8 protein-coding genes are annotated in these 15,250 nt (G+C 72.8%); 5 read left to right on the forward strand and 3 right to left on the reverse strand.

Annotation, left to right across the window (positions count from 1 at the left end; translation table 11 throughout):
• The first annotated feature begins 7 nt into the window (after positions 1 to 7).
• The 4 genes from ACFWZ2_RS01175 to ACFWZ2_RS01190 are packed head-to-tail and all read left to right on the forward strand — an operon-like array spanning position 8 to position 5,320.
• Positions 8 to 2,137 (forward strand): DegT/DnrJ/EryC1/StrS family aminotransferase, encoded by a 2,130-nt coding sequence (locus ACFWZ2_RS01175; RefSeq protein ID WP_384539914.1) that lies wholly within the window; start codon positions 8 to 10, stop codon positions 2,135 to 2,137.
• Complete coding sequence (locus tag ACFWZ2_RS01180) at positions 2,134 to 3,288, forward strand: hypothetical protein (protein WP_384539917.1); 1,155 nt, start codon at positions 2,134 to 2,136, stop codon at positions 3,286 to 3,288. The genes ACFWZ2_RS01175 and ACFWZ2_RS01180 overlap by 4 nt, the downstream gene beginning before the upstream one ends.
• A gap of 8 nt (positions 3,289 to 3,296) precedes the next feature.
• On the forward strand, positions 3,297 to 4,412 hold the full coding sequence (locus ACFWZ2_RS01185; protein ID WP_384539920.1) for a hypothetical protein: 1,116 nt from the start codon (positions 3,297 to 3,299) through the stop codon (positions 4,410 to 4,412).
• A 47-nt stretch (positions 4,413 to 4,459) separates the two neighbouring features.
• Complete coding sequence (locus ACFWZ2_RS01190) at positions 4,460 to 5,320, forward strand: phytanoyl-CoA dioxygenase family protein (RefSeq protein WP_384539923.1); 861 nt, start codon at positions 4,460 to 4,462, stop codon at positions 5,318 to 5,320.
• A gap of 23 nt (positions 5,321 to 5,343) precedes the next feature.
• On the opposite strand, the gene ACFWZ2_RS01195 is transcribed toward ACFWZ2_RS01190, so the two are convergent.
• Positions 5,344 to 6,297, reverse strand: a complete 954-nt coding sequence (locus tag ACFWZ2_RS01195) for a Gfo/Idh/MocA family protein (RefSeq protein WP_384539925.1) — start codon at positions 6,295 to 6,297, stop codon at positions 5,344 to 5,346.
• A gap of 16 nt (positions 6,298 to 6,313) precedes the next feature.
• A complete protein-coding gene (locus tag ACFWZ2_RS01200) occupies positions 6,314 to 7,315 on the reverse strand; it encodes a zinc-binding dehydrogenase (protein WP_384539928.1) in 1,002 nt (333 codons plus the stop codon).
• A gap of 211 nt (positions 7,316 to 7,526) precedes the next feature.
• On the opposite strand from ACFWZ2_RS01200, the gene ACFWZ2_RS01205 reads away from it, so the two are divergent.
• Positions 7,527 to 9,053, forward strand: coding sequence for a glycoside hydrolase family 3 protein (locus ACFWZ2_RS01205; protein ID WP_384539930.1), 1,527 nt, complete (start codon positions 7,527 to 7,529; stop codon positions 9,051 to 9,053).
• A gap of 99 nt (positions 9,054 to 9,152) precedes the next feature.
• Here ACFWZ2_RS01205 and ACFWZ2_RS01210 read toward each other — a convergent pair whose 3' ends face one another.
• On the reverse strand, positions 9,153 to 15,227 hold the full coding sequence (locus tag ACFWZ2_RS01210) for a hypothetical protein (RefSeq protein WP_384539932.1): 6,075 nt from the start codon (positions 15,225 to 15,227) through the stop codon (positions 9,153 to 9,155).
• Between the last annotated feature and the right edge of the window lie 23 nt (positions 15,228 to 15,250).

Below are 15,250 nucleotides of genomic sequence, written 5' to 3' on the forward strand. Positions count from 1 at the left end.
GCCGCGGATGCAGCTACGTCACCTCCGTCGGCTCCTCGCCGCCGAACCGGCCCTGCGGTTCACCGCCGGGCCCTCGGCCGCCCCGTCGGCGCACCTCGCCCGGTCCCTGCACGTCCGTTCCGTCGTCCAGCGGCTGGCACGCGTCGAGCACGCACCGCTGACCGTCACGGACACCACCACCTCGTCCCACGAAGGCCTGCGCCGCGAGCACCTCGTCCTGGACTCCCCGCTGCGGGGCGCCTTCCACGGCACGCTGCTCGCCCCCGCCGACACCGTGCGCGGACCCGCCGTCCTCGTCCTCGGCGGCAAGAACGCGCGCCTGGACCAGCTCACCGGCGACGTGCCCCCCGACCACCCGGACCGCAACGTCGCCGAACAGCTGGCGCGGGCGGGTTTCGTCACCCTCTCCCTCGACCACGGCATCGGCGGCGGCCTCGACGAGGAACGCAGGGCAGGCAGGGACGAAGGCACGCTGCTCGCCCACGCGTTCGCGCTCACCGGCAGGTCGCTGCTCGGCGCGCTCGTCGGCGACGCCCTGGGCGCACTGGACGTCCTCGCCGCCCATCCGCTCGTCGACCCGGACCGCATCGGCCTGTTCGGCCACAGCCTCGGCGCCGCGGTCGCCCTGCACACCGCGCTCCTCGCCCCGCACCGGCCGCTGCCGCTCTGCGCGGCGAGCCACCTCGGAAGCTACCAGGCCCTGTACGAACGGCTGTTGACCGGCCACGAGGGCGCGGTGCTGCCCGGCATCCTGGAGTACGCCGACCTGGCCGACCTCTACGCCGCGCACGCCCCCGCCCCGCTCCACCTCCAGTACGGCACGGCCGACTCCTACCTGGAACCCGCCGACGCCCGCGCGGCGGCACGGCACATCGAGGCGGCCTATGCGTCCGCCGCGGCGGACGTCGAGGTCCACGAACTCCCCATGGGCCACGGCACCCACGTCGGCCACGCGGCGGACTTCTTCGCCCGCACCCTGGCCGGACCGCGGGCGGCGCACGGCGAAGTCCCGGCCCAGCGCATCCACTTCGAGGTCGCGGAGCGGCGTGCCGTGCTCGACCGCGTGGACACCGCGCTCGCCTCCGGCGTCCTCACCCAGGGCCCGCAGGTGGCCCGCTTCGAGGAGCTGGCGCGCACCTGGACCGGCACGGACACCGCGGCCGTCGCGTCCGGTTCGGCGGCCCTGGAGATCGCGCTGCGCATCATCGGCGTGGCGGGCCGCACCGTGCTCGTGCCGGTCAACACGTTCTTCGCGACGGCGGCGGCCGCGGTGCGCGCCGGGGCGGCCGTGGGGTTCGTCGACATCGAGCTGGACGGCCTCGGCATGGACCCGGCCGCCCTGCGCGCCGCCCTTGACCGGCATCCGGACACGGCGGCCGTCCTGCCGGTGCACATCGGCGGCATCGTGGCGCCCTCCGTCGACGAGGTCATCGCGCTCTGCGGGGAACGCGGCATCCCCGTGGTCGAGGACGCCGCGCACGCCTTCGGCGCCACGCTCGACGGGCGCCCGGCGGGCAGTCTCGGCCGGTTCGGTGCCTTCTCCTTCTTCCCGACGAAGGTCGCGATCAGCGCCGAGGGCGGCCTGCTCGCCGCCGGAGACGCCGACGACCTGGAGCAGGTGCGGCGCTGGCGCGACCACGGCAAGAGCGCCCAGGGCTCCACGCTGCACGACCGCCCCGGCAGCAACTGGCGCCTGAGCGAACTGCACGCCGCCGTCGGCACGGTGGACCTGGAACGCTTCGCTGCGACCTTGACGGCCCGCCGTGAACTCGCCGCCCGGTACGACGCGTTGCTCGCCGACGTGCCCGGCATCCGCCCGCACCCCGTGCCCGCGGCGACCGTCAGCAACTTCTACAAGTACCTCGCCCACCCCGACCCCGAACGCCCCCTCGACCGCGCCCTCCTGAAGAAGCGGCTGCGGGAGCGGCACGGCGTGGCGCTGGCCGGTGAGGTCTACGACCATCTGCTGTGCGACCACCCCTACTTCGAGGCCGAAGGCCACCGGGACACGGCGCAGGGGGCGTTCGAGCGGGGCCGCTGGTTCGCCCGCCACCACGTCGCCCTGCCGCTGTATCCGTCGCTCACGGAGGCCGAGCAGATACGGGTGGTCGCCGCGCTCCGCAGCGAGCTGTCGTGACGGCGGAGCAGCTCCCCGCGTTCCGCAGGGGCGAGTGGCGGACGTCGCTCGACTCCGTGGCACTGCCCGGCGCGACCGGCACCCGGCTCGCCCTGGTGCCGGAGATCGTCGCCCATGCGGACCGGCGGTGGTGGGACGGCGCAAGACCCGGCCTCCCCGACCTCACCGACCGCCGCGAACTGCTGCTGACCGCCCTTGAGTTGTTCGACCGCGGCACCCTCGCCACGGGCGGCGCCGGCGAGCAGAGCGGCGAGGACTTCCGCGCGGCACTGTGGGAGAGCGCGGGTCTGCCGGGCCCGCTGGTCGACCGCTGGTGCGAGATGCTGCGTGCGGGCCTCCTGAAGCGGCGCGAAGCCCCGGCGCCCGACGGGCAGTTGGCCCTGGTCGCGCTGCCGGGCAACACGTTCACCTGTCTGACGTCCGTGTGCGACCAGGCCGAGCGCTCGGCCGGCGTATGGCTGCGCCCGAGCCGACGTGAGCCGCTGTCCGCCGCGCGGCTCGTCGCCGCCCTGCTCGCGGCGGGCTGGCCCCCGGCCCGCGTCGGCCTGTACCCGGCGGAACAGCGCACCCTGCACGGCCTGTTGAAGCTCACCGACCGGCATGTCGTCTACGGCGGCGCGGGGCTCGCCGCGACGGTCCGCGCATCGCCCTCCCTCACCCTGCACGGCCCGGGCAGGGGCTGCGCCCTCGTCCCCTCCGGGATGCCGGTGCCCGATGCCGTGGACTGGCTGCTTCCGCTGGTCGCGGCGGACTCGGGGCGGTTCTGCAGCAACGTACGCACCATCGTCTGCACGCGCCCCGACGCGGCGGAAGCCCTGGCGGTCGCGCTGGCCGCCGCCCTCGACGGGCTCGCCCCGGACGGCCCCTTCCCCCTGGCCGCCTTCCGGGAGCCGGGAGCCGCGCGGAGCGCCGCACGTTCCGTACGCGACCGGCTGCGCCCCGGAGACCGCCTCCTCACGCGCCGCGCCGCGACCGACACCCTCGCCCTGCCACAACTAGCCCTGCTCGACGGCCACTTCACCCACTCCGCCACCCACCCGCTGATCGGCCACGAGGTGCCCTTCCCCTTCGCCGCGGTCCTCAGCGCCGGGCCCGACGCCGTGGCGGCCATCACCGCAGAGTCCCTGTTCGTGCACCGACCCGCGAAGTGAGGTCCCGTATGACGACCGCGTTCGGCACCCTGCACGACACACTGCGCGAGCGGGTGCCCGAACTCGCCGTGGGCCTCGACGCGTGGACGCGCCGCATGATGCGCTGGCACTTCGACCCCGCGACAGGCAGCCCCTTCTGGGTGCGGCGCCGGGCCGGGCTCGGCTTCGACCCGGTCAAGGACGTCGACTCCTTCGCCGCGCTCGACCTCTTCGGGCTCTTCGACAAGGCGGAGCTGCGCGCCGCGAGCGCCCGCGACCTGCGCCCGCGCGGCTACCACGACCGCCCCTTCCGGGTCTTCGAGACCGGCGGCACCACCGGAACGCCCTGCCGCGTCGTCAACGTCACCCGGCTCGCGTACGACGTGGAGATCTACCGCACCGTCCTGGAGGCGCGCGGCGTCGCGGGCGGCGACGTGCTCGCGATGACGCCGGGCGGGCCGCACGCGTACGGGCACTTCGTGGAGGGCCTCGCCGACAGCTGGCGCGGCGCCGTGCACGCCATCGACTTCGATCCGCGCTGGGTGAAGGCGGCGCTGCGCGCGGGCGGCGAGGCGGACGCGTACACCGCCCACCTGATCGACCAGACCCTCGCCCTGCTCGCCGCCGAACGCCCCTCGCTGCTCTTCACGACCTCGCGGCTGCTCCTGGAACTCGCCATGCGGCTGCCGCGGCCGCTGCACACGTACGGCATCCGCGCCGTGTGCACGGGCGGCACCTCGTGCAGCGCGGCGGAGGCGGAGTTCCTGCGCGCGGAGCATCTGCCGGGCGTGCAGTGGATCGACACGTACGGCAACACCCTGGTCGGCCACGCCCTGCAGGCCGACGCAGTGCCCGGCGCGCCCGACGTGCCGGGCGGCACCGGGCACTCGTACCACCTGCCGCCGCCCTTCGCGGTCCTGAAGGTGGTCGACCCCGCGGACCCGTGGCGCGAGGTGGGCGTCGGGGAGCGGGGGCGCGTGCGGGCCACGACCCTGCTCGAAGATCTCTTCCTGCCCAATCTCCTGGAGCGGGACAGCGCGATCAGGACGGGCCCGCATCCGTGGTTCCCCTGGGACGGGGTGGCCGCGGTAGGGCCCTTCCAGGACGGGGCGGGCGCGCAGGAGGCGGTGGAAGGCGTCTACTGACGCGCCGGGTGCCCGGCTTTCGGTTCCCAGCTCTCGAAGGATGCATCGTGGACTTGTCGTCGAACGGCGTACCCATACCCTTCACACCCGAGCTGTTCGGGCCGCTGCGCCCCAGCGCGGACCTCCTCGCGCCGCGGGACCCGGCCGCGCTGCGCGAGCGGCTGCACGCCGACGGCTATCTGTATCTGCCGGGGTTCCTCGACCGCGCGGAGGTGCTGCGGCTGCGCGGCCGGTACTTCTCGCTGTTCCCGCCGGGCTTCCTCGCGGCGGGCAGCGATCCCGAGGAGGGCGTGTTCTCCGGCCGGATGCCGCGGGGCGTCCCGGCGTACGGCGTCGCGGGCCATCCCGCGTACGCCTTCGTGCGCTCGGCGCCCTTCGACCGCTTCGTCGGCAACCGGTCCCTCGCCGAGCTCGCCGCCCAACTCCTGGACGCCGACGCGGAGATGCTGCCGCGCCGCATCCTGCGCCACTTCCACCGCGGCACGCGTCGCGCGTCTCGCGCCCATGTCGACTTCGACTACATGGACGAGGGCTCGCCCCACGTCGTCACGTTGTGGATCCCCGTCGGCGACTGCCCGCCGCGCACCGGCGCGCTGGTCTACCTGGAGGGCTCCCACCGGCTGGCGCCCGAGGAGTACGAGCCGCTGCGCGACATCACGGACCGCCCGGGCGACCGGCGCCAGATCTGCCACGACCTGGAGCTGACCGCCCGCGCGCTGGGCCGCCGCTGGCTGTGCGCCGACTTCGCGGCGGGCGACGTGATGGTGCATCTGCCGCGGATCGTCCACGCCTCCCTGGACACGACGACGGACGCGATGCGGCTGTCCGTCGACACCCGTTTCGTACGGACCGGGGACACGCCGGACCCGCGCTGGCTGAAGCCCTGGTCGGCGGACGACGGAGCCTGAACTCCACTTCCCGTACGCCCCGTTCAGTCCGCCCAGGGCCGCACGCGACGCCCGCCCGCCGCGGCCGACCGCCCGGCGGCCACGATCACGTCGTCGACCAGCAGGGCCTCGCCCACCGGGCACACCGGGGCGCCGCCCGCCGCGACGGCGCCCACGAAGTCGGCGAGCAGCGGCTGGTGCGGATTGGCCGCGGGCGGCAGCACGAGCGGCGCCCCGCCGAGGCCGGTGAGGCGGCCCGAGTCGAGCGGGTCGAGGGTCACGGTGCGGCCGCCGCCGGTGAGTTCGACGCGGTCCACCGGCGGCTCGTCGGACCACTCGACGAGGCAGTGCGCCCGCGGCCCCGACCGCCAGCGCAGGGCGAGTTCGGCCCGCCGCTCGGCCCCTCGGGGAAAGCGGTCGCCGAGCGTGGCCGCCACCTCGTACGGCCGTCCGAAGAGGTGGAGCAGCAGGTCGATCCGGTGGCTTCCGGCATCCGCCAGGACCCCGCCGCCCGACACGGCGGGGTCGGTGCGCCAGCGCATCGGATCGTCGGGCCCCGGCGCGAAGGCGCACCGGAACCGGACCTCCACGCGCTCGGGCGCCCAGCCGGCCAGTTCCGCGCGCAGCCGTCGTACGGCGGGGGCGAGCCTGCGGTAGTAGGCGACACCGGCACACCGCCCTGCCGCGTCGAGGACCCCGCCCGTGCCGAGTCCCCCGGCGAGCGGCTTCTCCACGAGCACGGGCAGTCCGGCGTCCAACACGGCCCGGGCGAGCGGGACATGGCGTACGACGGGAGTGGCGACGTACACCGCGTCCACGCCGTGCAGCAGGATCTCCGGGGCGTCGCCCGAGGCGGCGACGGCGTACCGCTCGGCGACGCGCGCGGCCCGGCGCGGATCGCGGCCCCACAGCGCCACCGGCTCCTCGCCCAGTGCGCGCAGCGCGGGCAGGACGCGGCGGGTCACGATGTCGCCGTAACCGGCGATGCCCCATCTCACGCGGGCGGTGTCCCGCTCACGGGACGATCGCCACCTTCAGCGTCTCGGGCGGCGGCCCGTCGTACGGCGCCCGCTCGGCGTCCGGGTAGAGCGCGCGGCTCGCGGAGAGCTGCTCGATGGCCTTCGGCAGGTCGTCGAGGGGGTAGGTGTGCGTGAGCAGATCGGGCAGGCGCAGGCTCTCGGCGCGGCGGTGGGCGAGCCGTTCGGCGACGGCGAGCGCCTCGGCGCGCGCGGCGTCCAGGGGCTCGGCGGAGCTGTGCACGCGCAGCCCCTTGCGCTCCCACGTGACCAGGTCGACGGTGACGTGGGTGTCGACGTGGTGCGTGCCGAGGAGGACGACGAGGCCGTTCTGGCGTACGAGGCGGACGCAGGCGTTGAGCGTGGTGGGCGTGCCGACGGCGTCCACGGCGACGTCGAAGTCGGCCCCGACCGCGGCCAGTTGTTCACTGCTGCCGTCCACGCGGTGCACCGCGTCGGCGCCCGCCCGCGCCGACCGGGCAAGGCGCCAGTCGTCGAGGTCGACGGCGACGACCTCGGCGGCGCCGCGCAGCACCGCGATCCGCAGCGCCATCTGCCCGACGGGCCCCTGTCCCACGATCGCGACGCGGTCGCCGATCCGGATGCCGCGCGTGGCGTGCACGGCGAGCGGCAGGAGCTGCAGGATCGCGCCCTGTTCGAAGGGCACGGCGTCGGGAAGGGCGCCCACGGACACCTCGCGGGCGAGCGCGAATTCGGCGTATCCGGTGGTCAGGGGCGTGCGTACGAAGACGCGCTGTCCGGGTGCGACCCGCCGGACGCCGTCGCCCGTCGCCTCGACGACCCCGGCGATCTCATGGCCGAAACAGCCCTGTGCGGCGTGCTCGCGCAGTCCGTAGTAGTGGAAGTAGGCGAGGTCGCTGCGGTTGCAGACCGTGCAGGCCCGCACGCGTACCAGCACTTCGAGCGGCCCCGGCGACGGCCTCGGGGCGTCGGCGACCAGCCTGATGTCACGCCTGCCGACCAGTTCGTATCTGCGCATGAACCTCTCCCCTCAGCGGCGGTGGATCGGTGTGCGTCCCAAGGATTCCCCAACTCTCCTCGGATGATGTTGAATTCGCCCGTCTCGACCGGTTCGGGCTTCTTGACAGCCGTGTTTGATACGAGCCAATATCCACTATCTGATTGGCCTGGACCAATCAGCAGAGGCCACAGGAATCCCGCAACGTACCCGCATCCCCGGAGGTCGCGCCATGGCATCGAGCAGTGACCCCACTCTGGAGCGGCTCGCCAACTCCGTGCTGCAGCCCGGCTTCGAGGGCACCACGGCCCCCGACTGGCTGCGCCGCAGGATCTCCGAAGGCCTGGGCTCCGTGGTCCTGTTCGCGCGCAACATCGACACCCCCGAGCAGGTCGCACGGCTCACCGCGGCGCTGCGCGCCGAGAATCCCGACCTGATCGTCGCCATCGACGAGGAGGCGGGCGACGTGACCCGCCTGGAGGCCTGGACCGGATCCTCACGGCCCGGCAACCTCGCCCTCGGCGCCGTCGACGACATCGACCTCACCGAGCGGGTCGCCCACGACATCGGCCGCGACCTGCACGCCGCGGGCGTCTCCCTGAACTTCGCGCCCAGCGCCGACGTCAACTCCAACCCGCTCAACCCCGTGATCGGCGTACGGTCCTTCGGCGCCCGCACCGACCTCGTCTCGCGCCACACCGCCGCCTGGATCCGCGGCCTCCAGGAAGCCGGCGTCGCCGCCTGCGCCAAGCACTTCCCCGGCCACGGCGACACCGTCGTCGACTCGCACTACGGACTGCCCCAAGTGACCGGCTCCGCCGAGGAGATCGCGCTCACCGCGCTGCCGCCCTTCATCGCCGCGATGGAGGCGGGCGTACGCGCGGTGATGACCGCCCACCTGGTCGCCCCCGCCTACGACCCCGACCTGCCCGCGACCCTCAGCCACCGCATCCTCGTGGAACTCCTGCGCGGAGAGCTGGACTTCGACGGCCTGCTGGTCACCGACGGCATCGAGATGGGCGCCGTCACCGACCGCTACGGCATCGACGGAGCGACGGTCAAGGCGGTCGCCGGCGGCGTCGACGCCGTGTGCGTCGGCGGCGAGAGCGCCGAGGAGTCCACCGTCGACGTGCTCTCCACCGCCCTGGTCAAGGCCGTCCTGAACGGCACGCTCCGCGAGGAGCGCCTGGCCGAGGCGAGCAGGCGCGTCACGGAGTTCGCCCGCTGGTCCGGCGCACGCTCACGGGCGGTGGCCCGCGCCGCGGACCGCTCCGACATCGGCCTGGTCGCGGCCCGCCGCGCCGTCCACGTCCGGCACCGCCCCGGCGAGGCCCCCGCCGCACTCCCCCTCACCGGGGCCCCGCACGTCGTGGAGCTCTCCCCCACGATGAACCTCGCCGTAGACGGCCACACCCCCTGGGGCATCGCCGACCCCCTGCGCGACCTGCGCCCCGGCACCACGTCCGTACGCCTCACCGAGCCCGAGATCGCCCACACCACCGACGTCCTGGCCGAAGCGGCCCTCACCCCCGCCACCGGCCGCGCCCTGGTCGTCGTGGTCCGCGACGCCGCCCGCCACCGCTGGATGACCGACACCCTCACCCGCCTCCTGCGCAGCCGCCCCGACGCCCTCGTCGTAGAAATGGGCGTCCCCGCAGGCGACACACTCGGCGCGGCCCACCTCATCACCCATGGGGCGACCCGGGTGTCGGGGATCGCGGCGGCGGAGGTGTTGGCGGGCGCGGGCGACCGGGTCTGATCCTCCCTGCCGCTCCCGGTGAGCCGATACCTCGAGTCCGGGAGCGGCCAGCGGTGACCGCGCCGCGTCACCGGGGGAGTTCACCCCCGGTGACCAGCGTCAGCCGATGGACCAGCAGCCGTGCAGTACCGGCTCCACCCTCAGGCGCTGCCCCTCCCTTTCAAAGACCTGGAGCGCCTCCAGACAGACGTAGGCCCAGTGCGCTTCCGCCTTGTCCAGACCCGCAAGCTCGATGGCGGCGATGATGTCCTCTTCGTCGGCCAGGCCGACGCCGAACTCATCCACAACGGCGCGGTATCCGGCAGTGACCACGGCGTCCGCGGTGAGGCCCGCCGCGGCAACCAGTTCCTGCGCGGCCGCCCGCTGACGGAGTTCCTCGGCGAGCTTGCCCAGCGCCAGGTCGTGGTTCTCGCACTTCCGACTCAGCTCCATCGCCCGGTCGAGCAGCAGGGGCCATCCTCCGGTGATCTCCAGCAGCCGGGTCAGCCGTTCCTCGGTGTCGAACCGGCCGCCGCCCAGGGCCCAGGACTTGAGACTGCTCAAGTCGTGCCTGCGCAGCACGACCGCCCGAGATCCCGCGGTGTCGGGATGGGACAACAGATCCCGCCAGACGCCGAGTTGGCCCGCGTCCACGATGATGGCGACCGCCCGGGTGACGCCCCGCCCCTCGGGGAGGTCGGAGTGGGCCAGGTGCAGCGACTCGACACAGGCCTCCTCACTCACCGCACGGTTCGCGAGGTCACTCACGATGACCCGCCGCTCACCGGGCTTGCCGCCCCTCAGCTCCTGACGGAACACACCCATGCGCCCGATGGGAGGCAGGTTCCAGCCGCTCACCCGGCCCGTGACGGACCGCAGCGTTTCCTCGACGTCCCCGACGCCCGTCGCCCGCGTGCCGAGGACGACACGGACCTGATTGGAACGGTCGCCCAGCAGGTCGTCGACCTGGGTCACGGTGAGCGGAGCGGGCCTGCCGTCGGACAGCTCGGGCCGGCCTTCGAGGACGACCGTCTCCTCCAGCCGGCACTCGCTCTCGGCGCTCAGCAGTTGCGTCTCGACCTCGTGCGCACTCCCGATCATGCGCAGCGCGTTGGGACCCCGCAGATGCCAGCCACGCCCGTCGTGATTGGGGGCCAGCACGCCCAGACCGACCATTTCCTGCAGATAGGCGCGGAAGCCCTCACTGTCGAGCCCCTCGAAGCCGACCGGCCACCAACTCGCGCACTCGTCGCGCAGCTCCATGTCGCTCAGACGCGTCTCGAGGCCGTTGTCGCGGGCGTGCCGCGCCAAGACGTTGGCTATGACGTTGTAGCGGTCGTCGAGGGTGAGCGTGTCCTTGAACGCGGCGGTGATGTCGGCCCGCAGCGCGGGATCCGACTCCACACCCTCCACGTCCGCGGCTTCGATGGCGAACGGAGGGCCGTCCGCCTCCGCACGATTGCGCTTGCGCTGCATCACCTCCACCATCCGGCTGCCGAACATCTGCAGCAGGAAGGGCTGGTACGAGCAGTAGCCGAGCACCCTGTTCACCAGGTCGACGTCGTCGAACTCGAACCCCAGGGCTCTCATGGGGTCCACCAGCAGGTCCGCGGCGAACTGCGGGGCGAGCGGACCGACGACCGTCGGAGTCTGTGCCAGGTGGCTGAACGGGCCGTTGCGCGCGAGCCGGGTGAACCGCTGCACCGAATGCAGCCCCGCGAAGACCACCTTCATGCGGCCTCGGGTCTCCTCGCACAGCCCTCGCAGCCGCCGTGTCTCCGTGCAGTGCGGGACGTCCGACTCGAAGAACCGGTCGCACTCGTCCATGAGAATCAGCAGTCGCCGCCGGGAATCGCCGTCCAGCCACTCCTTGATCCCTGAGCGCACGGACTCGTACGGCTTGGTGCGCTGGGCCCTGCGCCGGGGCTGGACCAGCACCCCTTGGTCCGTGAGCTCCTGGTTCAGCACGCTCCAGATCGTCTCCGGGCCGAGCGCCGTCCCCTTTCCGATGTTGTGGTGATCCAGATTCAGGTACAGCTTGTGGTGCCAGCCGGGCTGCTGCTCGGCGAACCGGTCGCCGGCGTCGTTGAGCAGTGCCGACTTGCCGAGGCCACGTCCGCCGAAGATGATCTGCGTGCCGTCCGGATCGAGGATGCTCTTGCGTTCGGCGTCACGGCCGTAGAACATCTCACGGCCGATCCGGCCCCGCTTCTCCTTGATGTAGGGGTTGACCCCGGAGAACGGCAGCAAAGTCTCGGTCGCCGCACTCACCTGACGGTTGCCGCGAGCCGCCAGGTATGCCAGGGCCGCGTCGTCCACCACCATGAGGGGCGCACCGCCTATCGAAGCAGTGGCCAACTCTCGGCGCGCCTCGCTGTCCAGGGTGCCGAAGTAGACGACGAGCAAGCTGTCGCCGCTGGGCTCCTGTGCCACACGGCTCAGCAGCAGCCTCGCGGGAGGACGTCCCCACAGCATGAGGATCCGGAGCTTCTCCCCCTGTTCGAGGATCCTGGTGCCGAAGGCGGGTGCCCAGGCACGCCCGTTGATGCTGATCTCGGTGGCTTCGACGAAGCGGTACTCGTTGCTGCGCGGCAGCTCGTACAGGGGTCGCGCCTTCTTGCCCTCGTAGCCGAGGAGGGAGAGGGCCGGGAGCAGCATCTCCTTCACGTTCACGTTCTGCCGTTCCTTGGGCCCGGTGGCGGCGAGCTCCCGCCACCGCTCCAAGGCATCGACGACACGGGCGGACTCGTCCTCGGAGAGGTCGCCGTAGGCGAGAGTAGGCAGCGACGGGTACTCCCCACGTGCCCGAACACAGTCGATCAGCTGGGAAGTGATCCCTTCCGGCAGGTTGTTCGGCACCTTCGGGAAGAAGTCCGCCAGGTGCGATTCGCCCGACACGATCTCCGGAACGTCCTCGCCCAGCTCCAGGAAGTAGACGAGGTCCGCCGCCGTGGCCAGCCCGTCCGTGTCGAGGTGGCGCAGCACCTGGGCCCTGTCGTCGGCCGTGACGTCCGGGAGGGCGTCCAGGCGGGCACGCAGCCGATTCGCGGCCTCCCGCCGGTAGGTGGGGAGCAGGTCCGCCACCTGGTCGAGTGTGTACCGGACCGACCTCACTTCACGCGATGCTCCGCTCGGGCCCGTGGGGTGGGCATCCGCCAGCAGCTCCTGGATGTGAACGTCCTGGTCATCGGTGAGTGCTCCGTCCGCCTGCGCGCGCCGGAGTTCAGCGACGAGTTCGGCATGGCGCCCGCTCAACACGGAACGGCGCTTGTCCGCCGCCTCCGTGAGACGGGTGTGCAGGATCGCGTCGAAAGCGACGCCCTCACCGGCGGGCAGCGCACCGCGCTCCGCCAGTTCGAGAATCTCGTGCGCCGGCTGGAACGCGTCCTGCTCCTCCTGCAACCGCAGCGCTTCGTCCCACGTCCGGTCCACGGCCGCGAGGAGTTCCGGCACGGAGGGGCGGGCGTCCGGCGCCAAGGGAATCTTGAGCAGCTCGGCGTCGATCAGCCGCAGGGCGTCGATGCCGGGCTCGGGCCGCACCTGAGCACCATGGTCGAGCTCCTTGAAGAGCCCTGCCAAGGACACTTCGGCGGCACGCGCCGCGGCCGTCGACATGCGCGCGGACCGCCCCATCACCTGCTTCAACTCCGCGACGACGTGCCCCTGTTCGGCCAGGATGGTCTGCCGCATCGCGGCGATCTCGCGCACCGCCCAGTCATTGTCACCGGTACGGCCGCGCTGCACTGCCTCGGTGACGTCCAGCCACGCCTTGGCACAGTCCAGGGCACGTTCGACGACGTGCACGAGATCCTGTCGGCCCGAGCCCTGCAGCGAGCGGCCACTAGAGCCGCGCAGTTCACGGTCGAGCCGGTCTATTTCCGTCTGGATCTCCGAACGCCGGCTCAGGCGCTCGACGGCTTGGCGTGCCAGTGCCTCGGCTCCCGGGTCGCTGCGGACCATGGCCTGGAGCATCGCACCGAGCATGCCGTCGTCGGCCAGCCACCTCGCGGCAATGTGCGTGGCGCGGTTGAACCTCAGACGCTGCGGCTTGAGCAGCTCACGGCACTGCCGCGTGATCTCGCGCAGCACCGACTCCGACTCGGAGGCGTCGGCGATGACGGCCATGGGAGGCGCCATGAGGAGCGCGCTGCTCAAGGTGCGGTCGGCCACGGCGATGGCAACCGTCGCAAGCCCGTCGGGCAGCCGCGGGGCCAGGGCCTTCAGCTGAGCACCGGTCGCGTGCTCGCCGGTGAGCAGGGCGGCGCGCACCAGGGCCGGCAGCATGAGCAGCTCGGTGCCCTCGGAGTCGTGCGTGCTCAAGTCCTCCCATTGTTCGCGTGCTTCACCGAACGCCCGGACGGCGCTTGCGGATCCCGGCCGCATGACCGCCGCCGCCGCTGCGAGCCGCAGGGCCGCCGCCTCGGCCGGGGAACGCTCGGCGGCGGTGGCGAGGTGGAATGCCAGTCCGAAGCGCCCTTCGGAGACGAGCCGGACCACCGCGGCCTCGACGTCCTCGTCCGCTGCGGATTCCACACGCTCCGCGCCGATGGGCTCGGCAGGCACGGTCTTGGTCACCGGCGCTGCGGCCTCGCCCGTGATCAAGTGCTCTCCGCGGGTGTCCCGGCCTTCACCGGCGGTGTCCTCGTCCTCACGACCGCCGGTCTCGTCACCGTCGCGGGCTTCGCCACCGGATGTGCCCGGCTCCCGCGAGGCGGGCAGGGCCTCAGTGGCTGCCGTGTCCTCCGTGTCCCGGGAGGGCGGCACGTACGCGTCCGCCGGGCTGTCCGCGCTCTCCGTCCGCGTCTCCGCAGCGCTCCCGGGGCGTGGCTCGGGGCCCGGCACCGGTGCGAGGTCCTGTTCCGTCGCCTGCGCCGGAGCGGCGGGAGCGATGGCCGGGGCAGGGGCCGCGGAAGTGTCGGGGAAGGACAGCTCCGTGTGCATCACGGCCGCCATCACGCAGTCGGGCAGCACCTGGCCGAGCTGCTGTTGCCGCGTCATGATGCCGGCCAACGAGTCCGGCTGGTCGTGCATCTCGACGATCTCGGCCAGCGCCACCAGCGCCCCGGCCTGCTCGTACTCCGCTGTTTCCCACACAGGCCGCGCCAGCAATTGCCGCGTGCGCTCGTGCGCGACCGCCAGCGCGACGGCGGCCGATCCGCCTTCCTGGCCCACGACGTCCAGCAACCGCTGCAGGCCCCGCCGTCCGGCCTCGTCCTGCGCACGCCGCGCCATGAGGTCCCGCACTGCTCGCGCCACGTCGTCCAGCCGCCGCGGTACGCCCGGCATCCCGGCCCCGGCCAGTGCCTCTTCGGCCTGCGCGAAGGAATCACCGAGGTGGGACAGCAGCTCCAGGTCCCTTGCCGCAGGCGGGCAGCCGTCCTCGATGCACTCGCTCACGCGGCGTACCGCGTCCCGCGCGGACCGGAGATCCTCCTGCAACATCGCGTGGGCGGCGCGCACCGCGTCGCCGTCGCCCGACGGCTCTCCTGTGGCTCCCGTCCCGCTCGCGACTGCCTCCAGGGGAGAGTCCTCGGTTCTCTGATCGTCGTCTTCGACGTCCGTCTTCTCCTGGTCGGTGCGCTGGACCGGAGCCGGATCGTCCGCGAGAGAGCTCCAGTTGAAGTCCGGGGTCTCCTCGATCACGCGTTCTGCGGCGCTCTGGATCGCGGCCCATTGCGGACTGCCCGCCGCCAGCCCCAGCCCTTCGCTGCCCGCCGTCCACTGGAAGAGCCTTGCATCAGCGGCGGAGGCCTGGCACCACGTCAGCACGGCCAGCCTGACGAGAGGCTCGCCCCAGCGGGCCACCGGGTCGGCGACGTCCTGGGCGGCCACTGCCGGGGATGCGGTATCCGCGACGTCCTGAATGACTCGCGACGTGAGCCGTCGGGCGGCGCAATTGCACTGCCGCCGCTGGGAGTCCCGCTTCATCCGGATGAGCATGTCCCTGCACAGGGCCTTGCTCGCCCTGCGCGGTGCCGCGAGCTTGATGCCCAGCGTGCGCAGCAGCACCTGCCGGTCCTTCGAGGCTATGGACTGAAAGGCGAGTTCGACCATGTCCTCGGTCAGCTCGTCCAGCGCTCCAGCACAAGGACTGTCCAGGTCGTTGAGTGCTGCGGCCAGGGAGCCGAGCAGCTCCACAGGCGCATCGGGCGGCGACATCGGTGGCTCCGCCACCACGCGGTACCGGTCGTGCATGCGTGCTCCGTTCAGAGAAGAGA

Source organism: Streptomyces sp. NPDC059002, assembly GCF_042740435.1.
In the GTDB taxonomy this organism is placed as follows: domain Bacteria; phylum Actinomycetota; class Actinomycetes; order Streptomycetales; family Streptomycetaceae; genus Streptomyces.